Annotated in this window: 15 protein-coding genes; 6 read left to right on the top strand and 9 right to left on the bottom strand. The window is 67.5% G+C overall.

The genetic code is table 11. The annotated features are described in order from the left end of the window. Window positions 1-127: 127 nt before the first annotated feature. The 3 genes from ABFD52_07360 to ABFD52_07350 form a co-directional block, all read right to left on the bottom strand. Window positions 128-376 carry an AbrB/MazE/SpoVT family DNA-binding domain-containing protein gene (locus tag ABFD52_07360; GenBank protein MEN6560574.1) on the bottom strand — a complete coding sequence of 83 codons (249 nt, stop codon included), beginning with the start codon at window positions 374-376 and terminating at the stop codon, window positions 128-130. 187 nt (window positions 377-563) lie between these two features. Further along, window positions 564-2,693 carry a M28 family peptidase gene (locus ABFD52_07355; GenBank protein MEN6560573.1) on the bottom strand — a complete coding sequence of 710 codons (2,130 nt, stop codon included), beginning with the start codon at window positions 2,691-2,693 and terminating at the stop codon, window positions 564-566. 105 nt (window positions 2,694-2,798) lie between these two features. Continuing rightward, a complete protein-coding gene (locus ABFD52_07350) occupies window positions 2,799-3,572 on the bottom strand; it encodes an ADP-ribosylglycohydrolase family protein (GenBank protein MEN6560572.1) in 774 nt (257 codons plus the stop codon). Between the two features lie 148 nt (window positions 3,573-3,720). Here ABFD52_07350 and ABFD52_07345 point away from each other — a divergent pair, with 148 nt between their 5' ends. Continuing rightward, window positions 3,721-4,002, top strand: coding sequence for a hypothetical protein (locus tag ABFD52_07345; protein ID MEN6560571.1), 282 nt, complete (start codon window positions 3,721-3,723; stop codon window positions 4,000-4,002). A 42-nt stretch (window positions 4,003-4,044) separates the two neighbouring features. Here ABFD52_07345 and ABFD52_07340 read toward each other — a convergent pair whose 3' ends face one another. Together ABFD52_07340 and ABFD52_07335 are read right to left on the bottom strand one after the other, a co-directional pair. Beyond that, window positions 4,045-4,413, bottom strand: a complete 369-nt coding sequence (locus tag ABFD52_07340) for a hypothetical protein (protein MEN6560570.1) — start codon at window positions 4,411-4,413, stop codon at window positions 4,045-4,047. Window positions 4,414-4,447: 34 nt separating this feature from the next. Next, a complete protein-coding gene (locus ABFD52_07335; protein MEN6560569.1) occupies window positions 4,448-7,252 on the bottom strand; it encodes a protein kinase in 2,805 nt (934 codons plus the stop codon). A 149-nt stretch (window positions 7,253-7,401) separates the two neighbouring features. Here ABFD52_07335 and metK point away from each other — a divergent pair, with 149 nt between their 5' ends. Then, window positions 7,402-8,562 carry a methionine adenosyltransferase gene (gene metK / locus ABFD52_07330; protein ID MEN6560568.1) on the top strand — a complete coding sequence of 387 codons (1,161 nt, stop codon included), beginning with the start codon at window positions 7,402-7,404 and terminating at the stop codon, window positions 8,560-8,562. Window positions 8,563-8,720: 158 nt separating this feature from the next. Continuing rightward, window positions 8,721-9,422, top strand: coding sequence for a hypothetical protein (locus ABFD52_07325; GenBank protein MEN6560567.1), 702 nt, complete (start codon window positions 8,721-8,723; stop codon window positions 9,420-9,422). A 103-nt stretch (window positions 9,423-9,525) separates the two neighbouring features. Here ABFD52_07325 and ABFD52_07320 read toward each other — a convergent pair whose 3' ends face one another. After that, a complete protein-coding gene (locus ABFD52_07320; protein ID MEN6560566.1) occupies window positions 9,526-11,679 on the bottom strand; it encodes a M3 family metallopeptidase in 2,154 nt (717 codons plus the stop codon). Between the two features lie 265 nt (window positions 11,680-11,944). Beyond that, the gene (locus ABFD52_07315) at window positions 11,945-14,782 is read right to left on the bottom strand and encodes a M14 family zinc carboxypeptidase (GenBank protein MEN6560565.1); all 2,838 of its coding nucleotides are present in this window, start codon (window positions 14,780-14,782) and stop codon (window positions 11,945-11,947) included. A gap of 677 nt (window positions 14,783-15,459) precedes the next feature. On the opposite strand from ABFD52_07315, the gene ABFD52_07310 reads away from it, so the two are divergent. From ABFD52_07310 to rnk, 3 genes are all read left to right on the top strand, one after another. Next, window positions 15,460-17,529, top strand: coding sequence for a glycoside hydrolase family 97 protein (locus tag ABFD52_07310; protein MEN6560564.1), 2,070 nt, complete (start codon window positions 15,460-15,462; stop codon window positions 17,527-17,529). A gap of 229 nt (window positions 17,530-17,758) precedes the next feature. Further along, a complete protein-coding gene (locus ABFD52_07305) occupies window positions 17,759-19,582 on the top strand; it encodes a C69 family dipeptidase (protein ID MEN6560563.1) in 1,824 nt (607 codons plus the stop codon). A 95-nt stretch (window positions 19,583-19,677) separates the two neighbouring features. Next, window positions 19,678-20,091, top strand: coding sequence for a nucleoside diphosphate kinase regulator (rnk, locus tag ABFD52_07300; protein MEN6560562.1), 414 nt, complete (start codon window positions 19,678-19,680; stop codon window positions 20,089-20,091). Between the two features lies 1 nt (window position 20,092). Here rnk and ABFD52_07295 read toward each other — a convergent pair whose 3' ends face one another. Further along, entirely contained in the window at window positions 20,093-20,860 is a 768-nt protein-coding gene (locus ABFD52_07295; GenBank protein MEN6560561.1) for a DUF4412 domain-containing protein, read from the bottom strand. A 238-nt stretch (window positions 20,861-21,098) separates the two neighbouring features. Further along, window positions 21,099-21,683 (bottom strand): nitroreductase family protein, encoded by a 585-nt coding sequence (locus ABFD52_07290; protein MEN6560560.1) that lies wholly within the window; start codon window positions 21,681-21,683, stop codon window positions 21,099-21,101. Window positions 21,684-21,705 lie beyond the last annotated feature (22 nt).

The raw sequence follows: 21,705 nt of genomic DNA, 5'->3' as shown, positions 1-21,705 counted from the left end.
GACGATATAGAAGACCTTGCCGACATTGACGGCGTTCATCGGCAAGTCGGTCGTTTCCGAAGCCAGGAGTTCTTTGATCCGGCTTTGCCCTTTTTCCCCCTCGAGGTAGGAAAGGAGCGCGAAGGCGTCAGGCACCTTTCTGATCTTCGTGCCGGCGCTCCTTCCGCCGTTCGCCCAGCAGGGCCCTGGTCAGGGATGCGCCCTTTTTATAGAACCCGTGAAAGTGCTCGACCGGCTTGTCCGGCAGGGGCCGGATCTCGATGTGATCCTCCACGACCGAGACCGAGACGCGCATCCCGGGCCGGAGCCCCACCCGCTCGCGCTCTTTCTTGGGAATGACGACCTGCCCCTTGGCGGAGGTGACGGCCGTGGCCATGGTAGAACCCCTGTCCGCTGCGTTCAACGTTTCCTCAATGAATATAACCACGGACCGGCCCTCCGTCGATATAAGGGACGCCCGCACCGGCGCCCGATTCTCACGGAAAACCCGGCTCAGAGGAAGCGCCAGCCGCAACGCGGGATGAGCGGGGACACGTACGTGCGTGCCCCCATTTTCGGTTCGCTCAGCGGAGCTTCAGGGCGCCTTTCTTGACCGCTTCGTCGAGGAGCCCCAGGACCGCTTCCGGGGTGACCGTTCCGTAATAGTATGCTCCGACCGACAGGGCCTCGGCCTGGACGGCCCGGAAGATGTCCAGGCCGGTCCGCTTCCCGTCGACGAAGCAGTAGCATTCCTTGGCCATGATCGGGTGGAGGCCCGGGAAAGCGACGTTCCAGCCCCGCTTCCCGAAGTATTCGTCCAGGCTGGCGGCGTTCACCGGCACGAGCGCGGCCAGTTCCTTCTCGACCGGGCTGAGCCCGCCGGCGCCCGCGGGGCCCGACTTCCTGGCGCGCCCGGCGACCGCGGGGAACGCGGCTTCCAGCTCGCGGACGAGGTCCTTGGCTCTCTCGCCGATCCGGAGGGCCAGCTCGCCCGCGTAGTCCGCGCCTGCGCCTCCCGGCGACGCGAAAACGATCGCCGACTTCACCGCGGCGCTTTCCCTCTCCCCGGCCCGCTCGAGCAGGTTCCGCGCTTCCCGGAACGACCGCTCCGGCGCGCCCGCCTTGTCGTCCCGGACGCGGGCCAGGGCGGTCCTCAGATCCGCGCCCAGCCTTTCCAGGCCACGGCCGAAAACCTCCCCGGCCAGCATAGGCACGTCCTTGTCCCCGGCGTCGGCCAGGAACAGCGCGGCCGCCGCGACCAGGAAGGCGTTCCGCCCGAGCTGGGTCGGGTCGATGTTCGGCAGGTCGTCGTAGCTCGAGTGGATGTAGGGATCCGGATTATTGATCAGGGCGACGCCCGGCACGCCGACGACGCCCTCGCAGAAGACCTCCTGGTCGGAGGCCCCGCTGTGCGGGATGACCATCGCCCCGTAGCGCTCGCGCGACCCGTAAGCCGCGAGGATCGGCTTGCCGAACGGCTGTGGCGTCCCGGCCTCTTCGGCGGCCAGGAACGAGGTGTTGCCCAGGATGACGTATTCGGCCACGGACTGGATGACATCGCTGAGATAGCTCGGCATAGAATACGGCGTCCGGATGATGTGCTGGATCCGCGAGCCCATCCCCTGCCGGGCCCCGACCATGTCCTGGTTGATGGACGCCAGCCATGACCGGCGCGCCTCCGGCTGCTCCCGCAGCAGCTGGTATTCCGAGGTGTGCTCGTTCGGCCACCAGAAGACGATGTCGCGCCTGGGCCTGGCGATCCGCCCCTCCCTGATGAGGGCGTTGATGGCCCGGCCGATCTCCAGGATGGAGGCGCAGCCGCTGCCGTTGTCGTTGGCCGAGGTGCTTTCCTCGTCCAGGTGGGCGACGAGGACGATGTCCTGGTCATGGATCTCCGAGCCCGGGATCTCGGCCATGAGATAGGCCTGCTGGCCCGGCTCGCGGACGTCCGCCTCGATCTCGGCCCGGACCCTGACCGGCGTCCCCCGCGCCTTGGCCTTCCGGAGGAGGTCCTGGAGGGTCCCATAACGGCGCGCCGAGATCATGAAGCCCCACGGGGCGGCCTGGCCCGGAGGACAGATCGCGGGGACCTTGATGTAGGCGATCTGGTCGGGCGTGTCGAAGCGGGCCTCGGGATGAACGCTGGCGCAGGACACGACGCCGAGCGCGCCCCGTTCCCAGACGGCGGTCCGCACGGCCAGGGCCGGCGGGGCCGTGGTCAGGACGATCTTCCCGGCGACGTCGATCCCGGCAAAATCCTCCGGCGAGGCGGCGCGGCCGGCATCGACGAGCTCGGCCTCCGCGCGCGCGGACCGGCTGAAGACCGCCAGCGAGACCGGCACTTCGGGGAAATCGCAGAGCTTCTCCTCGTCGGGGCCGAGAAGCCACAGCCTCCCGGAGCGGGGATCCCAGCTTATGCCCCCGTCGAACTTCTGCCGGACGACCCGGACGTTCTCGAACCCGTACTCGCGGGCCAGCCCGGCCAGCATCTCCGCGGCCTGGACGAAGGCGTCGGACCCCATGATGCGATGATAGGGCGTCAGGCGGCGGACGTAATTGTAGGCCCGGTCGCCGGAGATCTCGTTGCGGAGCGTCCGGGCCAGCTTTTCCGGCACAAAGGGGCTTTCCTGGGCCAGGAGAGCTGCGGCGGGAACGGCTGCGGCGGCGAGCAGGGCCGCGGCCGCGAGCCTGGCGAAGAAGCGCGATCTCGTCATGGGCAACCTCCGAGCGGGGATTATATGCTCACTCGGCGGCCGGGCAAAGCCCCGATAAAGGAAAAGAGGGCACTATACGAGGGTGCGGAATATGAGGAGATGAAGCTAGACGATCTTATATTTATGACAGAACGTCTCGGCGACCTGCCACAGGTCCGGCGACAGGATCTCCTTGACCTTGGCCCGGATCTCGGCCGGGACCGGGCCGTAGAAGGCCTCCGCGATGGCGCCCGCGATGCAGGCCAGCGTGTCGGCGTCGCCGCCGAGCGAGACCGCGTTCCGGATGGCGTCCTCGTATGACGCCGAGCCGATGAAGGCGATGACGGCCTCGGGCACGGTCTTCTGGCACGATTCGTAGTGCCTATAGCCCGGGCGGATCCCCTCGACCGTGCGGTCAAGGTCGTAGCCGAAGCGAGCCGTGATCTCGGTCCGGATAAGGTCCTTGTCCCACTCAGTCCGGGCCAGAAAGACGGCCAGCGCCGCGGCCTGCGCCCCCTTGATCCCCTCGGGGTGATCGTGGGTGAACTCCGCGGAGCGCTTGGCCTCGCGCAGGACGTCCTCGACCGTATCGAAGGCGAACCCGACCGGGCCGGCCCTCATGGCCGAGCCGTTCCCCCAGCTGTTGTAGGGCTTGGGGTCGGGCGACATGAGCCAGCCCTGGAAGAGGCCGCCGTAGCCCCGGCCCGGGTGGCGCCGGCCGAACTCCCGGAGCGCCCGGGCGTAGTCCCCGTCCGTCAGGATGGCCTGGGCCACGGCCGCGGTCAGGACGGAATCGTCGGTGAACGTGCACTTCGGCCCGAACAAGGGGAATTCCTTGCTCTTGGTCCGGCCGAACTCGTATGCCGAACCGATGATGTCGCCGGCGATGGCACCGATCATGTTTCCCCGCCGGGATTATATCACAGTCCCCCCTGTCCGGGGCGGAAAATACCCCCTCTTATCACCCCCGGCGGCGATTGAGGGCTAGCCGGCCCGCCCCTAGCATGGAGGGCGAAAAGGAATGGGCGCGTACGAAGGAAGGTGCGAGATGATGAACACGCATTGCGAGACGGCTCGCGGCCACGAGCACGAACACGGCCAGGGGCATGGGCACGTCGCCCGCGGCCGAAGGCCCGCGCCGAAAGGGCACGGCCGGAAGCTCGAGGTCGTCTGCCCGTACTGCCGCGAGAAGGACGAGGTCATCCCCATCCTCTACGGCTTCCCCACTCACGAGGCCTTCAAAAGGGCCGACCGCGGCGAGGTCTATCTCGGCGGCCTGGACATCAGCCCCTACAACTACTACTGCAAGCGCGACGACCGCGAGTTCTGAGCCGGGCGCCCTTCCCTCTCTCCCCCCGGGCCCGGCCCTCGATCAGTGGCCGCCCCTCGGCGGCGGGATGATGATCTCCGGGTCCGCCACGAGCAGCCGCCCTTCGACCTCGGCGACGACGGCGTAGGGATAGAACCCGGGCTTGGCGTCGCGGGCGACGGCCGCCCTGAGCCGGCCTGCTCCCCGGCGGACGACCGCGTAATCCCAATCGAGCGGTCCGGCGAAGACCTTGATGATGACCGCGTAGGCGTGGCTCGGATCGAAGCGCCAGACGATCTTGTCCCCCCGGTTGACGTAGAGGCAGCTCGGCTCGCAGGCGATCCGGCCGAGCTTGACCCCGACCACGACGTCGGCCCTGGGCCTCGGCCCGGGCTTTTCGCGCGGTCCTGGTTTCACTGTTATTTTGGCCATCGTATTCCCCTCCTTCGCGGGCCTGATCTATCCGTCATTTCGACGTGATAGCGACGTAGCCGGGGTCCCGGCGCAGGGCGGCCAGGAGCGGATCGCGGCCGATCTCTTCCATCGGGCCCTTGAGCTTGACGTACTCGCGCAGGATCGCCAGGGCCCGCGGCCGGTCCCCGACGAGATCGAAGGCGAAGACCGCCCGCTGCATGATGGCCGTGTCGCCGGGCCGGGCTTTCAGGACGGCCTCGATCTCCCGGCGGGAGCGCGCCGCCTGCCTGGCCTTGGCCAGGTCCACGGCCAGGGTGGCCCGGGCCCGGGCGTTGCCGGGATCGGCGGCCAGGGCCTGCTCGGCCAGGTCGATGGCTTTTCCGTAGGCCGCGTCAGCCTTGTCGCCGTTGCCCGTGGTGAAGCTGTAAGCGTCGCCCAGGTTGCCCCAGAGGACGTAGGCGAAAACGCTCGGCCCGAAGCCGAGCGAGGCCTCGTTCATGTTGACCGAGTCGGCGAAGCGGCCGCTGTAGTAGTAGAGGGTGGCCAGGTTGCCGCAGGCGTCGGGGTTGCGCTTGATGGCGTTGGAGCGCTCGAAGACGGCGATGGCCCGGTCATAGGCGTCCAGCTTGAAGTGCACGGCTCCCAGGTCGTTGAGGACGACGATGTTGCCGGGGCAGTCGCGGCTGGCGGCCTCGAGCTCTTCCCTGGCCCGGACGTAGTCGCCGCGATAGAAGTGGAAGATCGCCAGGAAGGACCGGCCGGCCCAGTAGCCGGGCCGGGCCTTGATCGCGGCCCGGTAGGCCGCCTCGGCCTTGGCCGGCTCGTTCGCGTCCTCGTAGACGTAGGCCAGCCTGATCTGGGCGTCGTAGCAGAGGGGATCGAGGGCTACGGCCCGTTCGATCTCCGGGCGGGCCTCGGCGTCTCGGCCGAGCCGACGCAGGATCGCGCCGAGAACGAGGTGGGCGCGGGCCAGGCCGCCGTTCGTCGCCAGCACCGCGCGGATGAGGGACTCGGCCCGGGCGGCCGGGGCCGGGTCCTTGTCCGGGACGGCCTTCATCCGGCAGGCTTCGGCCAGGTCGATCGAAGCTTCCGTGAAGGAGGGGTCGAGGCGGACCGCTTCCTCGAGGGCCGCTATGGCCGAGGCGAGGGCTTCGGCGCAGGCGGGCGAGGCCGGGTCCTGGGCCTCGGCGTAGCTGAGGGCCAGGTGGCCGAGGCCGCGGAGGTAGGCCTCGAAGGCCCCGGGCACGGTCGTGACGGCGGGCAGGGAGGCGGAAGCCGGCATCGCCAATCCGACCAGGGCGGCGGTCTCGCGGACGAGATCGTCGCGCCAGGTGGCGATGTTGGCGATATGGTCGGTCTTCTGCACCGAGGCCAGGCGGCTGGCCCGGACCGGGTCGAGCGCGTCGAGGGTCAGGGTCAGGGTGTCGCCGACGCGCCTGAGCGTCCCGGCGACGACGACGTTGGAGCCGAGGACGCGGAAGGCGTCGGACGCCTCGAGCACGTCGTAGGTGTAGAGATGGTCGACCGGCGTGACCCAGGAGCGGGAGGCGCGGGCGATCGCGTCGAGCCTGACGCGGAGGTATTCCGCGAGGCCGGCGGCCAGGACGCGGTCGGACGCGGCCTCGCCCAGGACGGCCGGGGCAAAGACGGTGATGCGGCGCGAGGCTTCGGGACGCGCAGAGACGAAGCCGAGGAGGACGGCGACCTTGCGCGGGAGGCCGAGAAAGACGGCCCCGACGAGAACGACAAGGACGGCGGAAAGCGCGATGGACAGCCGGGCCAGCGGCGGAAGGGCCCGGGGCCGGGGACTGGCACCCGAGACAGACGGCCTCTCCCCCGCCACGGCGTGGACGTGCCCGGAATAGCCGGTCTTCTCGTTGACGGCCTCGAGGGCTCCGGCCATCTCGACGGCCGAGGCATAGCGGCCGGCCGGGTCCCGGGCCAGGGCCCGTTCGAGGATCTCGGCGCAGCCGGGCGGCGTGCCGGCCGGGAGGGCGTCGAACGCCGGCGCCCCGCCGTTGACGATGGCGTAGGCCAGGGAATGCTCGTTCTCCCCCCGGAACGGGAGCGAGCCGGTCAGCATCTCGTAGAGGACGATGCCGAGCGACCAGACGTCGGAGCGGGCGTCCACGTCGGCGCCCTGGAGCTGCTCGGGCGACATGTAGGCGACCGTGCCGACGGCCCGGCCGTCGCGGGTCAGGCGGGCCTGGCCGGCGATCTTGGCCAGGCCGAAGTCAGCGATGCGGGCCGTGCCCTCCCAGGTGACCAGGATGTTGGCCGGCTTGATGTCGCGGTGTATGATGCCGGCGGCGTGGGCGGCGGCCAGGCCTTCGGCCACCTGCGCGGCGAGCGACAGGGCCTCGGCCGGGAGGAGCGCGCCGCGGCGGATGATCGTCCGCAGGCTCTCGCCGCGGCAAAGGGCCATGGCGATGAACATGCGGCCGTCCTCGCTCTCGCCTATCTCGTGGATGGTGCAGATGTGGGGGTTGTCGAGGATCGAGGCGGCCCGGGCCTCGTGGACGAAGCGTTCGCGGGCCTCGGGGTTGTCGGTCAGCCCGGCCGGCAGGAACTTGAGGGCGACCGGCCGCTTCAGGCGCAGGTCCTCGGCCTCGTAGACGACGCCCATGCCGCCGCGGCCGATCTCGCCGAGGATGCGGTACTTGCCGGCGACGACGGCAGCCGCGGCCGGGGCGCGGGCGAAGGGGTCGACAGTCGTGGTGACGGAGGGCGGGGCGGTGGAAGCGTCGGCTGGCGCGGCGGACGCGTCAGGCGCGCCGGTTGCGGCGAGCGGAAAGGCGCAGGCCGCGCAAAAGCGGGAGTTGCCGGGGTTCGGGGCCCCGCACCGCGGGCAGTCCAACTTCGTGCTCCCCCAGATGATTCAACGATAGGCCGAATCCCCGCCCGAGTCAACTGACCCGGAGACGTGAAAATGTGACGCGCGGCATTGACAAAATCGCGCGATGGCCCATAATGGCCTCCTTGATTTCGGCCGCGCGGAGGTGCGAGATGAGCGAAAAATATTATTTCACGAGCGAAAGCGTCACCGAAGGCCACCCTGACAAGATCTGCGACCAGATCAGCGACGCCATCCTGGACGACCTGCTCAGCCAGGATCCGGAAACCCATACGGCCATCGAGGCCCTGACGACGACCGGCACGGTCCACGTCGCCGGCGAGGTCACGACGGACGGCTACGCCGACGTCCAGAAGATCGTCCGGCGGACGCTCCGGGAGATCGGCTATACGGACCCGCGCTACGGCATCGACTGCGAGGACGCCGGCGTCTGGGTCGCCATCCACGCCCAGAGCAAGGACATAGCCCGCGGGGTCGGCAAGGCCGAGAAGCGGCGGCAGGGCGCGGGCGACCAGGGCATGATGTTCGGGTTCGCCTGCAACGAGACGCCGGAGCTGATGCCCCTGCCGATCATGCTCGCCCATCGGCTGACGGCCAGGCTGGCCGAGGTCCGGCGGCACAACGCCGGCCACGCCCTGGGGCCGGACGGCAAGAGCCAGGTCACGGTCGAATACCGCGGCGGCAAGCCGGCGCGGCTCGAGGCCGTGGTCATCGCCCAACAGCACATCGCCGACCTCTCGGAGCGCGAGCTGAGAAAGCTGATCCTGGAGAAGGTCATCCGGCCGGTGTGCGGCAAGTACCTCGACAAGAAGACCAAGGTCTTTATAAACGCGACCGGCCGGTTCGTCATCGGCGGGCCCGAGGGCGACACGGGCGTCACCGGCCGCAAGATCATCGTCGACACCTACGGCGGCATGGGCCGGCACGGCGGCGGCTGCTTCTCCGGGAAGGACCCGAGCAAGGTCGACCGGAGCGCCGCCTATGCCTGCCGCTACATCGCCAAGAACGTGGTCGCCGCCGGGCTGGCCGACCGGTGCGAGGTTCAGCTGTCGTACGCGATCGGCGTGCCCGATCCGATGGCCGTGTTCGTCGATACGTTCGGGACGGGCAAGATCCCGGACGAGAAGATCGCCGGGCTGATCAGGAAGCTCTTCCCGCTCCGGCCGGCCGACATCATCGACCACCTGAAGCTCAAGAGGCCGATCTACAAGAAGACGGCGGCGTACGGGCATTTCGGCCGCAACGATCCGGACTTCACCTGGGAGAAGACGGACAAGGCGGCCGGCCTGCGCACCGCCGCCGGCCTCGACTAGCCTTTTGAGCTTCGCCCGCTTGCGTTCCGTCGGGCCTCGTTTCGGGCGGACATCGAGCCGGCGGCCGAGGGCGGGGACATTCCGAAAATTGAAACATCCCCGTTTCTATTCTATCCGCCCTCGGGAACCGTTATAATGGCGGTCAAGGAGGCGCAGCAATGAAAATGATGATGGGGAAGAAAGCGTCCGTCGCCTTTATCGGCCTGTTCTTCCTGAGCGCCCTGGCCGCGTTCCCCCAGAGCAGCTTCCTGAAGGCTGGGCAGTACGGCCTGGGCCTGACCGGCGCCTACGCCACGGACAGCGCCGCCCACGGCTTATCGGGGGGATTGAGCATCGGGCTCGCGGGGGTATTCGACCTCTCGTTCTCGGCCGGGCACGTGACCTACTCCGACGCCGGCGAATTCACCTCCCTTGCGGCCGCCTCGCTCACCCCGCAGCTCACGGCCCATGTCATCAAGCAGAACTCGTCCAAATCGCCCGTCTCGGTGTCGGTCACGGTCGGCTACGCCCGGGACAACTTCTCGTCGCCTGACCTCGACCTGATCGACTTCAAGATGTGGGCCAATACGCTGATGATCGGGGGAACGGTCTATCGCGACGTCCGTCTTTCGGGGGCGGCCTACCTGCAGCCTTACGCCGGGATCGCCTACTCCAGCACCAGGCTGAAGCTCTCGGATCCCAGCGGCTACGCGGTCAGCGGCGAAGATTCGATGGCCTCGTTCGCGGCGGGCGTTCCGGTCGTCTACGGCCTCGCGCCGAAAGCCCTGCTCGTCGTCCAGCCCGGCCTGACCTTCGACCTGAAAAAGGGCGGCCACACGACCTTCGCCATCTCCGCCGGTCTCGTTTATATCCTTAAATAAGAAAACAAGACAGCGTCAGACCTGCTTTTTGCCCGTTATTGGACGAAAAGCAGGTCTGACCCTCCCGTCAAAGCTTCCCGTCGGATCTTCTTTCGATCCCGGCTTATTTGCTCACCGTCAGGCCGCGGTTCCTGAGCAGCCCGTCGATCTTGGGCTCGGCGCCGCGGAACCTCACGTACTGGGTCATCGGGTCCTCGGTGCCGAAGGGCTCGAGGATGTTCTTGCGGAACGAGTCCGCCGTGGCCCTGTCGAAGACACCCTTCTCCCGGAAGGCTTCGAAGGCGTCGCAGTCAAGGACCTCCGACCAGATGTAGGCGTAGTAGCCGGCCGAGTACCCGCCGCTGAAGATGTGGCTGAAGTAGGTCGAGCGGTAGCGGGGCACGATGGCCGGGATGAGCCCGATCCCGTCCATGGCCTCCTTTTCGAAGGCCCGAACGTCGGCGGCGCCGGGATCGGCGGCCGTGTGCCAGGCCATGTCGAGGATCGAGGCGGCCAGGTACTCGGCGGTCAGGAAGCCCTGGTTGAAGAGCTTGCTCTTCTCGAGCTTCCCGACGAGCGCCGCGGGGATGACCTCGCCGGTCTTGTAGTGCCTGGCGTAGAGGGCCAGCAGCCCGGGCTCGAAGCACCAGTGCTCCATGATCTGCGACGGCAGCTCGACCGAGTCGCGGGCCACCGTCCTCGTCCGGAAGCGGGACTGCGAGAAGAGTGTGGCCAGCGAATGCCCGAACTCGTGAAAGAAGGTCGCGACCTCGTCGGTAGAAAGCAGGGCCGGGGCGTCGGCAGCAGGAGCGGTGAAGTTGCAGGTGATGGTCGAGATGGGCGGGACGCGCACGCCGCGCTCGTAGTAGGAGCGCCGGAACGCCCCCGACCAGGCCCCGCTGCGCTTGCCCGGCCGCGGGTGGAAGTCCATATAGAGGATGCCGGTGTGGCTGCCGTCGGCCTCCTGGACCTCGAAGACCTGGACGTCCGGGTGGTAGCGGGGCAGCTCGGGCCGGGGGATGAACTTCAGGCCGTAGAGCTTGCCGCAGAGGGCGAAGATGCCGTCGCGGACGTTGTCGAGCTTGAAGTAGGGCCGCAGGGCCTCGTCGTCGAGGGCGTACTTCTGCTGGCGCAGCCGCTCCGTGTACAGCCACCAGTCCCAGGAGGCGAGCGCGCCCCGGCCGGCCTTCGGGTCGCGGTCCATCAGGGCCTGGAGCGCGGCCGCCTCTTCCCTGGCCTTGGCCAGGGTGGGCGTCCAGAGCTTGGCCAGGAACTCGTTGACCTTCTCCGGCGTCTTGGCCATGTTGCGCTCAAGAACGTAAGCGGCGTGGCTCGGGTAACCGAGGAGCTTGGCCCGCTCGAGGCGCAGGGCGGCGATCTTGCGCACGTTCTCCTTGTTGTCGAACTCGTTGTCGTTGTCGCCCTTCATGAAGTAGGCCCGGTGGATCCTCTCGCGCAGGGGCCGGCGCTCGGAATAGGTCAGGAACGGAGTCATGCTCGGGACGTGGATGGTGAAGAGCCACTGGCCGCCGGGGAGCCCGGCCTGCTTCGCGGCGGCCGCGGCCATGGCCACGACCGAGGCCGGCAGGCCGGCCAAGTCGGCCCTGTTGTCGATGATCAGGCGGAAGGCGTTCGTCTCGGCCAGGACGTTCTCGCCGAAGCTGACGGTCAGCAGCGCGAGCTGCTGGTTGAGCTCGCGGAAGCGGGCCTTCTGCGCGGCGTCGAGGAGGGCGCCGCCGCGGACGAAATTCTTGTAGGTGTTCTCGAGGAGGAAGAGCTCCTCGCGGTTGAGGCCGAGGGCCTGGCGCTGATCGTAAACGGCCCTGACCCGGGCGAAGAGCTTCCCGTCAAGGGAGATGTTGTCGGCGTGGGCGGCCAGCAGGGGCGCCGTCTGGCGGTCGACGGCCTGGAGCTCCTTGGTCGTCAGCGCGCTCTGGAGCGAGCTGAAGACGCTGTCAACCTCGGTGAGGAAGATCCCGGCGTGGTCGAGGGCGGCGATGGTGTTCTCGAAGGTCGGCTGGGCCTTGTCGGCCGTGATGGCGTCGACCTCGGCCTGCTCGCGGCGGATGCCTTCCTGGATGGCCGGCAGGAAATGCTCGGTCCTGATCAGGTCGAACGGCGGGACGTTGAACGGCGTGCCGTAGGGCTTGAAGAACGGGTTGTCGGCATCGGCGGCGGCCGCGGCGTCGGCGGCGGTCGCCCCGCTCTTGCAGGCGGCGGTCGCGCCGATGACGGCCAGCGCGGAAAGGATAAGGGTGATCATGGCTCTGCCTCTCATGGTCCGTCTCACCTCCTATAAAATGGGGGACATGATACCCGTTTCCTATTTTCCCGGATAGGAAATGGATAGCACTTGCCCGCTAAGACCGGCTCTCGTGTCGCGCTTCAATCCTGAGCTCGCGACCGCAATATCTCGAAAAGGGCATCGCGTCCTCATATCCTCTCGTATCCTCTTGGGACATGTTGCCGGTTCCCGGTCATTCCCGAATAAAAATGGTAACATGTCCCGCTCTTTTCCTGCCCGGAAAAATAGGAAACGGGTATCATGTCCCCCAATTGAGGAGGGCGTTCCAGAGCAGGCGGTGGTCGGAGCGGTTGAGGTCGCGGTGGATCGGGTTGAACAGGAACGCCACGACCCGACCCTTGCCCACGGGCAGGTCGAGGATGGCGGGACGCCCCTCGAGCTCGTCCTCGCCCTTGATCGCGCCGCTGACGAGCATCTTGACCTCCTCCTTCTTCGACGCGGCGGCCGCGCCGGGCTTTTCGCCCGGCTTCTCCTCTCCGGGCTTCTCCTCCTCGCGGTCCTCCGCCCTGAGCTTGGTCCCCCACTGGAGGACGACCGTGCCCCGGATCGACCGGGCCACGTCGTAGACAGGCATCATCGACCGGAAGACCGACGTCGTCTCGCCGTAGCCGTAGGCCAGCGGATGTCCGGGCCGCGCGAACTTGACCCGGAGCTCCGAGCCCGGCGTGTACACGCCGCCGCCCCTGCGGTCGACGTCGCGGACGAGCCCGCCCTGGAGGGCCAGGGCCGAGCCGTTGCCGAGCGTCACGAGGACGCCGCCCGCCCCGAGGAATTCCTCGAGCCTGCCCATGCCGGCCCAGCCGATCCCCCCGGTGATGTCGTCGGAGGCGTCGGGCACGCCGAGGTTGGGCGTCTCCCTGGTCTTCTTGTAGGGCAGGGGGCCCCACTTTTTATCGATGCCCAGAACCTGCTCCTGCAGGTCGAGGTAGTTGTGGCCGTAGATGATGACGTCGAAGCGGTCCCTGAGCCGCCCGGCCCGGACATCCTCGTCGCGGATGTAGGCGTAGGGCACCTTTTCCCGGTCGAGGACGAAGCGGACCCAGCCGACCGCCTCCGTGTCCGCCCACGAATGCCAGACAGCCAGGCGCGGCAGCTTCGACTCGTGGCGGGCGACGTCCGGGACGGCCGCGACGGCGTCGAAGTCGAGCGCCAGCTCCGCCGCGGCCTTCCGGACCGCGTCGCCGAGCCCCGGCTGGCCGGCCATGATCCACGACCCGGCCGGATAGTCCCTGTCGCCGCTCTTGAAAGGCTTCTCGGCGATCTCGACCCGGAACGCGGCCAGGCGGGCGCGGAGCGCCATCAGTTCTTCCTGGCCCGTGTCCTTGAGCAGGAAGACTGCGCTGCCGGCGCCGGCGCCGACGCCTCCCACGCCGCCCGCCGTGATGTTGACGGTCCCGGTCGTCGCGAAGCCGGGCTTGAGGGCCTCGAGCGCGATCCCGGCGGCGTCCATGATCCTGGCGTCGTCGATGCGCCTGGCCTCGAGCCCGTAGTGCACCGGCAGGGCCCACGACACGTCGTCGTAGGGCTCATAGGTCGCGTCGGCCGGGAAGTTCTGCGGCGCGAGCAGATCAACGGCGTAGTTGCGATAGGGCTGGTCGAGCCGCACCACGTACGTCCCGGCCGGGAACTCCCCTTCCGCCACCTTGAACGGCGCCGCGGCCCGGCCGACCTCGATGCCGTGGCGCATCAACAGGTCGACCATGTCGGCGACGCGCCTCCGGTCCCCCTGCTCCGCAGGGATGGCAAAGGCGTACGGACCGCCCTTGACGCCCTTCTGCCAGGAGTTATAGCCCTTGCGGTAGAAATCGCGGAGCATCTCCCTGGCGTTCTTGGCCGTGTAGTCGAGGGCGGCCAGGCAGGCGCTCTCCATGTAGTTCGTGTTGTCGCGGAGCGACCACAGGAACTTGCGCGGCGGCGGCATCGGCCGGTACCACTCCTGGCTCGTCACCGGGCGCCCGGCGTAGCGCTCCTCGTTCGGCCGCAGGACGCGCTCGACCGTCTCGGCCGTGCCGCTGCCGAAGGTCTCGTAGCCGCGGCCGATGCTGTTGTGGTTGACGCCGATCGAATCGAGGAAGACGTGCTCCCAGCCGTCGCTGAAGCCCCAGGTCCAGACGCCGGGCATGCCGGCCGAGGTCAGCGCGCCGATCTCGGCCAGGGACATGGCGAACCACTCGTTGAGCAGGATCGGGTCGAGGTTGGTGTTGAAAGGGCCGGTGCCGTTCCAGGTCTGGAGCAGCGGGATGGACTCGTGGAGATCGTGCACCACCTGCGGATGATAGGCGAAGAACATGCGGCTGACGGCCCTGGAGAGCTGGAGGGCCTCCTGGTGCGAGTCGCGGTTGTTGTCGTGGAAGACGTAGTAACCCCAGTACGGCGGCGACTCCGGAGGCAGGTTGTCGATGTCCGTCCGGCCCTTGAGGCAGCGGTAGAACCAATCGACTTCCTTGTCGCGGCCGTCCGGCTCGGAGACGGGGTTGATGAGCACCAGGATATTCTCGCGGATCCTCTTGATCATCGGCTGGTCGGAGACGGCCAGGCGATAGGCCAGCTCCATGACCATCTCGGGGCTGCCGAGCTCGGTCGAGTGCAAGCCGGCGTTGAAATAGTAGATCGGCCGGGCGGAGGCGACCAGGGCTTCGGCGGCCTCGGGCGTGGTCTTGCGGGGGTCGGCCAGGGCCGCGGTCGCGTCCTTGAGACGGGCCAGGTCGCCGAGTCCGGCCTCGTCGGCGACGAGGGCCAGCAGGATGTCGCGGCCCTCCTCGGTGCGGCCGATCGTCTCGACGCGGACGTGCGGCGAGGTCTCGGCCAGCTTGCGGAAGTAGCCGTAGATCTTCGACGTCGAGGTGAGCTCGCCCGCGGCGCCGACCGCGTGGCCGAGGTACTCGGCCGGCGACGGCACCGTGGCCGAGTCGGGCAGGTAGGCGACCCAGGGGTTGCCGAAGCGGGGCTCGGTCGTGAACTTGGCGATGGCTTCGACCGATCCCGGCTCGGGCTTGTCGGGCGCGTAAGGGTTACCGGCCGGGGCCTGAGCGGCAGGCCGGGGCTGCCGGCCACCTGCGGCGGGCTCGGCAGACACATCAGGGCGGGGTTGCCGGGCAGCCGCGGCAGGCGCAGCGGCCGATGAAGCGGGCGCAGCGGCGGCGGGTGTGGCGGGTGCAGGTGCGGGGGCGGGGGCACGTGCGGGTGCGGGTGCAGGTACGGGGGCGGCAGCCGATGAAACGGGCGCGGCGAGCGCGTAGGCGGCGAGCGCCGTTCGCGGATCAGGCCGGGGCGGCCGGGGGGCCTGGTAGGCCGCAGCGACAAGGATGGCGACGGACGCGAGCGCCAAGATCAGGATGGGGAGCATCGGCCTGGCGGACCGGGGCTTGAGCATGATTCGCCTCCAACCGGGACACAATATCAATTTCCGAATGCCCCGGCAAGCGGGTATAAGGTTCCAAGGCTTGCCTTGGCTAACGCAACTTATTGTTATTATTATATATACGTTGCATTTTTGGCCTGCCTATCAGCTTAGAGACCGAGAAAAACAGGCAAAAAACATAACGGGGCGGTTGGCCGAGGAACGATGCCCAGCGTGACAAGACGATTCTTAGCTGAAAAACGTCTTCCATCAGATAGGAGTGGAAGAGCAAACCGCATCCTATATCAATATAATCAATTCGTTGCCTTAGCCAAGGCGGGATTATAGTCCAAGGCAACAAGGTTGTGTCGGCCGGGACGGGCGGTTATAATCCGGGATTACGGAGGAAATCAATGAAGTCCCTGCATCGTCATGCCCATTCGTCGCAATCATCAATTGCCGTTATCCTGGCCGCGCTGTCGCTCGCCCTCGCCGCCGCGTCGGCCTGCGCCCCGGCGAAGAACGCAGGCGCCTCGCTTTCCGTCGCCTCCCCGGACGGCGCGCTCGTCCTCTCGCTCTCGCTGGCCGCTAAACCGCAACCCTATCTGCCCGGCGAGCGCCTCTACTACCGCGTGGACTACAAGGCCGCGCCGGTCCTCGCCGATTCGCCGCTCGGCCTCGACCTCGCCGGCGGCGCCCCCGCGCTCGACCACGACTTCGAGATCGTCGCGACGGAGAAGCGCTCGAACGATGCGATCTGGGAGAACCCCTTCGGGGCCAAGCGGACGGTCCCCGACAAATACAACGAGCTGACGGTCCATCTCCGCGAGAAGGCCGCCCCGAACCGGCGCCTGGACGTGGTCGTGCGCGCCTACGACGAGGGCCTGGCCTTCCGTTACGTCCTGCCGAAACAGGACTCCCTCGGCGACTTCGCCATCGCCTCCGAGACGACAGGCTTCTATTTCGCCCACGAGGCCTCGGCCTTCGCCCTGAACCTCGGGCGCTGGGACACCAGCAACGAGGGCGAGTTCGTCCGGACGCCCCTGAGCGCCATCAAGCCGGCCTCGCTCGTCAACCTGCCCATCCTCGTCGAGCTCCCCGCCGCCAAGCTCTGGGCGGCCCTGCTCGAGGCCGACCTCACTGACTACGCCGGGATGTACGTGGGCGGTGTGGCCGGCGTCCCCGACGCCCTGACGGCCCGCCTGTCCGTCGCGCCGCGCCGCCCCTTCGACCGCCCCGTCGTCGTCGGGACGACGCCGAAATCGACCCCCTGGCGCGTCCTCATGATCGGGCCCGACCCGGCCCGGTTCATCGAGCATAATTACCTCGTCCTCGACCTTAGCGCGCCCTGCGCCCTGGCCGACACGTCGTGGATCAAGCCGGGCAAGGCGGCCTGGGACTGGTGGTCGGGCAGCTACGCCACGGGCGTGCCGTTCAAGCCGGGCATGAACACGGCCACGATGAAGCACTACATCGACTTCGCCGCCCGCCACAAGTTCGAGTACATGCTCGTCGACGCCGGCTGGGCGCCTATGTCCGAGGACGGCCGGATCGAGGACATCCTCCGCTACAAGCCCGAGGTCGACCTCCCGGCGATCATCGCCTACGGCCGGTCGAAGGGCGTGGCCACGCTCCTCTGGGTCGAATGGCAGGCCCTCGGCCGGCATATGGACGAGGCCATGGCCCTCTACGAGAAGTGGGGCGCCGCCGGCATCAAGGTCGACTACATGAACCGCGACGATCAGGACATGGTCAACTATTACGCCAAGGTCGTGAAGACGGCGGCCGAGCACCATCTCGCCGTCGATTTCCATGGCGCCTACAAGCCGACCGGACTGCGGCGGGCCTACCCGAACCTGCTGACGCGAGAAGGCGTCATGGGCCTCGAGTACAGCAAGTGGAGTGACCGCATCACCCCCGAGCACGACGTGACCATCCCGTTCACGCGCATGCTGGCCGGGCCGATGGACTTCACGCCCGGGGCCATGCGGAACGCCGCCAGGGGAAGGTTCGAGGCTCGGGACATCGCGCCGATGGCCCAGGGCACGCGGGCCCATCAGCTGGCCATGTACGTCGTCTATGAAAGCCCGCTGGTCATGGTCTCCGATTACCCGGAGGCTTACGAGGGCCAGCCGGGGCTCGAGTTCATCGAGAAGGTGCCTGTTGTCTGGGACGACACGAAATTGCTGGCCGGCGAGCCGGCCAAGTTCGTGGCCATCGCCCGGCGCAGCGGCGACGGCTGGTGGATCGGGGCCATGACGAACTGGGACGGCCGCGACCTCGACCTGCCGCTCGACTTCCTGGGGGCCGGCGAATACACGGCGACGGTGTTCGCCGACGGGCCGGATGCGGCGACGGAGGGGATCAGCCTCGACATCGCCAAGAGGACGGTCCGGACAGGCGACCGCCTGCCCCTGAAGCTCGCGCCCGGCGGCGGCGCCGCAATCATGCTGAAGCCCGCCTTGGCTAACGCATCATATTGATATTGAAATATTTGCGTGACTTTGGAGGTATGCCCTTCAGTTTAGAAGCCAATAAAATCGGGGGAAAATGGCAAAACGGAGCAACTCGTCGCGAGTCGACGGCAGGCCTAAGGGGAGAAGGTTGTTTTTTGGGCAAAAAACCGTCTTCCATAAGATAGGAGTGCAAAGGCAAACCGCAGTTTAATGCTTTATTATCTATGATTTGCCTTAGCCAAGGCAGGAGAATAAGATGAAGAACAAGACGTCGATCGGATTGGCTGTAGGCGCCATTCTCGTCGCCGCAGCCTTGATCAGCCCGAACCATGCCAACGCCGCCGACAGGAACCAGGCCAACGCCGCCGACAGCGAAAGCAACGCCGACATTAAAAGCAAGGCCAACGCCGATAGCAGGACCTGCACCGTAAGCAACACCTGCACCAAGACCAACACCGAAAGCACCGCCGAAAGTCACAGCGCCAGGCTCGAGAGCTGCACCGTCATCGGCGTCGGCCGCCTGGCCAGCGCCGACGGCTCGGTCATCACCTCGCACACCGACTGTTGCAGCGAGTGCCGCATCCAGGTCGTCCCCGGCCGGACCTTCCCCCAGGGGGCCCTGGCCCCGGTGCACTGGGGCATGGTCTACTTCGGCGCCGAGGACGACCGCCACGCCCTGCCGCTCGGCGACTTCGGCAAGGTCATCGGCCTGATCCCTCAGGTCGAGCGCACCTACACCTACTTCCACACCGGCTACTCGCAGATGAACGAGAAGCAGCTGGCCATCGGCGAGAGCACGTGCTCGCAGCGGGCCGAGCTCGACGTCCCCTACGTCGAGGGTTTGACGCGCCAGATCATGACCATCGAGCAGGCCCAGGTCTTCGCCCTAGAGCGCTGCGCCACGGCCCGCGACGCGGTCAAGCTCGTCGGCTCGCTCGTCGAGAGATACGGCTTCCTCCCCTCCTGCGGCGGTTCCGAGTCCCTCTGCGTCGCCGACCCGCGCGAGCTCTGGACCATGGAGATCTGCAGCGTCGGCCCCGAGTGGACCCCCGAAAGCGGCAAGCCGGGCGCCATCTGGGCGGCCCGCCGCGTGCCCGACGATCACGTCACCGTCATCGCCAACTACTTCCGCATCCGCGAGATCGACCCCAGAAGCCCCGACTGCCTCGCCTCTCCCAACTATATAAAGGAGGCCGTCGACCGCGGCTGGTACGACCCGAAGAGCGGCCGGCCGTTCGTCTGGCAGGAGGCCTACGCGCCGCCGGTCATGGAGGGCAACATCAGCCGGATGTGGTACATCATGAGCACGCTGGCGCCGTCGCTCAAGCCCTGGCCCCGGCGCGCCCTGACCGATCCGGCCGCGCCCCGCACGATCTACTCCCAGCCGTTCGAGGGCGCCGCCTTCTACCCCTACTCGTTCAAGCCGGAGAAAAAGGTCTCCGTCCGGGACATCATGGCCTTCCAGCGCTCGGCCTTCGAGAACACCGTCTACGACATGACCCTTGACCCGGCCTGGATGGTCCCGGCCGGCGGCGGCCGCCTCGAAAAGAGCCCCCTGGCCTCGCCCTACATCTCCGCCGACATGGAGAAGGTCCTGCGCGTCCGCCATCACCGGACGATCGCCGGCCAGGGCTACGGCATGGTCGCCCAGCTGCGGTCGTGGCTGCCCGACGCGGTCGGCGGCATCTATTGGGTCTACGTCGACAACCCCATGGTCGGGCCGTACGCCCCGGTCTACGCCGGCGCCACCGACGTCTCCCCTCTCTACAAGGTTTACGATTTCCGCGAGTTCAGCGAGGATTCGGCCCGCTGGGCCTACGATTTCGTCGAGAAGCTGATGCTCCTGCGCTGGCAGCCGGCCCTCCGGGACGTGCGGGCGGCTCGCGATCCCGTCGAAAACGGCTTCTTCGACGAGCAGGCTGCCGTCGACGCCAAGGCCGTCGAGCTGCTCAAGTCCGATCCGGCCGCCGCGGCCCGCTACCTGACGGACCTGACCGTCACGCGCATGGACAAGCTCGTCGGCCTCTACCGCGGGCTGCGCAAGGCGCTCCTGACGAAATACACCGGCGACGGCGTCTGACCCGGCCGAGGGATTTTCGAAGGGGGCTGAACCTATGGGTTTGTCCCCCTCTTGAAGTGTAGTATAATGCCCTCGTACCGCACGGAGGGCGAGAAATGCCAGGACGAGAGATCATCATCACCAGTCTGGACCGGGAGCGCCTCATGGCCATCCTGAACTCCCCCGCCGAACAGCGGGGGCCCGACCGCGAGCACCTGTCGGAGCTCCGGACCGAGCTCGAGAGGGCCACGGTCGTCGAGCCGGGCGAGGTGCCGGCCGACGTCATCACCATGAACTCGCGGTTCCAGGTCCGCGACCTGGCCTCGGGCGAGCTCCACGAGTATTCGCTCGTCTATCCTCACCAGGCCGATATCACCGGCGGGCTGATCTCGATCCTGGCGCCGATCGGCACGGCCCTGCTGGGCTACCGGGCGGGCGACACGATCGAATGGAAAGTGCCGTCGGGGACCCGGGTCCTCAAGGTCGAATCCGTCCTCTACCAACCCGAATCGTCCGGCCAGGACGTCTGATCTAGCCCTGGATGGCCTTGACCTTCTTGTAGCCGGCGGGCAGGTCGTAGGTCCCGGCCGGAGCGGCCTTTTCCGAGGCCTCGAGCAGCTCGGTCGTCGAGCCGACCTCTCCGCCCATCATCTTGGCCTTGGCGGTCTGGTAGACGACGAACCCCTTGATCTTCCTCATCTCCTGGATGATGTTCTCGAAGCCAGGCATGCGGGCCATCATGGCGCTGGCCGCCGTGAAGTACTTCAGGTAATCGATCTTGAGGTCTTCCGTGGCCCAGGACTCGGACGAGGTCGTCCCGGCCATGCCCATGTTCATCTCGACCAGGTACTTGCGGCAGTGCCAGCCGTTGATGGTCCTGGTCTCGCCCGTGTCGGTCACCTTGGCCGACATGCCTTGCATCATGTTCTTCATGAAGCCGGGCATCTTGGCCATGGCCTCTTTCGCCTCCGCGTCCTCGCCGGCCGCCTCCTGCATCATCTTGTCGAAGTCGAGCGGCATCTCGGCGTACTGCTTCTTGTTGTGATCGATCATATAAAGGATCTTCTTGTCGGCGGCGAGCAACGTGGACATCCCTTCGTCGTGGTCGATCCGGGCCATGCTCTCCGTGAGCCAGATGACCGCCGTCGAGTCCTTGGCCGGCTGGCTCTTCCCCATCATCTGGAAAGCGTCCGTATGCGTCCGCTGCTTCATGTAGATGTCGGCCCGGGCCGGGGCCGCCAGGACGAAGCCGGCCAGGGCCGCCAAGCCGAAAGTCAGAGCGATGCGCGTTCTTTTCATGATGACACCCCCTTCGATCGGTACAAGTCTTTATAGACCCGCCTCTCCCCCAAGTCAAGCCCGGCGCAGGCCCCGTCAAGTCAACGTGAATCGTTCCTGTTTCCGCCAACGTGAATTGTTCCGCTTTTCTCATCGGCAGATCCGTTCCAGGTGGTTGTTATGGCGGAGTTGGGGTTCCCACCTGCGCCAGGGGTGGTCTGGACCCAGCCCCCCGGCCCCGCCGGAGCCGCCGGATCCGCTAGAACCGGTTGAAATGGGCGACGGCCGCCGCCGGCCGCTTGGGCACGTGGAGCCGCCCCTGGGCGTCCTTCCAGTACCGGCATGATCCGGCCATGACCTCGGCCGCCGGCTCCTCGGCCGGATAGCCCAGGGCCAGGACCGAGTCGATGCGATATTGCTCGGGCACGCCCAGGATCGTCCTCAGCCGGTCCCGGTCGACCGACAGCAGCCAGCAGCTGCCGACGCCCCCGGCCAGGGCCGTCAGGATCATGTTCTCCATGGCCGCGCCGACGTCGTACTCGAACATCTTCTCCCGGATGTCCGTGCGGACCAGGGTCACGACGTAGGCCGCCGGCTCCTGGCCGGGGCGCGGATCGCCGTCCGGCGCGATATAGGCCGCCCACTTCAGGCAAGGGAAGATCTCGGCCCGGGGCCCGGCCGCGTCGACCACGACGAACTCGAGGGGCTGGAGGTTGGCCGCCGACGGCGCCAGCCGCCCGGCCTCGATCAGCCGCTCGAGCAGGTCCCGCGGCACCGGCTCCGGCTTGAACTTGCGGATGGTCCGCCGCGCCACTATCGTCTCGTACATGTCATCCTGGCACATCGCGCGCCTCCTTTCAAAAAGA

Source organism: Acidobacteriota bacterium, from assembly GCA_039683095.1.
Taxonomy (GTDB): Bacteria; Acidobacteriota; Aminicenantia; order Aminicenantales; family Saccharicenantaceae; genus RBG-16-66-30.
Note: the sequence above shows the minus strand (reverse complement) of the source record. Positions and strands in the feature narration are given on the sequence as shown.

Excerpts from the sequence above, each read along its gene's own strand:
- ABFD52_07355 (MEN6560573.1), bottom strand. The coding sequence starts at position 2,693 with ATGACGAGATCGCGCTTCTTCGCCAGGCTCGCGGCCGCGGCCCTGCTC.
- ABFD52_07325 (MEN6560567.1), top strand. The coding sequence starts at position 8,721 with ATGAAAATGATGATGGGGAAGAAAGCGTCCGTCGCCTTTATCGGCCTG.
- metK (MEN6560568.1), top strand. The coding sequence starts at position 7,402 with ATGAGCGAAAAATATTATTTCACGAGCGAAAGCGTCACCGAAGGCCAC.
- ABFD52_07295 (MEN6560561.1), bottom strand. The coding sequence starts at position 20,860 with ATGAAAAGAACGCGCATCGCTCTGACTTTCGGCTTGGCGGCCCTGGCC.
- ABFD52_07290 (MEN6560560.1), bottom strand. The coding sequence starts at position 21,683 with ATGTGCCAGGATGACATGTACGAGACGATAGTGGCGCGGCGGACCATC.
- ABFD52_07345 (MEN6560571.1), top strand. The coding sequence starts at position 3,721 with ATGATGAACACGCATTGCGAGACGGCTCGCGGCCACGAGCACGAACAC.
- ABFD52_07350 (MEN6560572.1), bottom strand. The coding sequence starts at position 3,572 with ATGATCGGTGCCATCGCCGGCGACATCATCGGTTCGGCATACGAGTTC.
- ABFD52_07310 (MEN6560564.1), top strand. The coding sequence starts at position 15,460 with ATGAAGTCCCTGCATCGTCATGCCCATTCGTCGCAATCATCAATTGCC.
- rnk (MEN6560562.1), top strand. The coding sequence starts at position 19,678 with ATGCCAGGACGAGAGATCATCATCACCAGTCTGGACCGGGAGCGCCTC.
- ABFD52_07320 (MEN6560566.1), bottom strand. The coding sequence starts at position 11,679 with ATGAGAGGCAGAGCCATGATCACCCTTATCCTTTCCGCGCTGGCCGTC.
- ABFD52_07360 (MEN6560574.1), bottom strand. The coding sequence starts at position 376 with ATGGCCACGGCCGTCACCTCCGCCAAGGGGCAGGTCGTCATTCCCAAG.
- ABFD52_07340 (MEN6560570.1), bottom strand. The coding sequence starts at position 4,413 with ATGGCCAAAATAACAGTGAAACCAGGACCGCGCGAAAAGCCCGGGCCG.
- ABFD52_07305 (MEN6560563.1), top strand. The coding sequence starts at position 17,759 with ATGAAGAACAAGACGTCGATCGGATTGGCTGTAGGCGCCATTCTCGTC.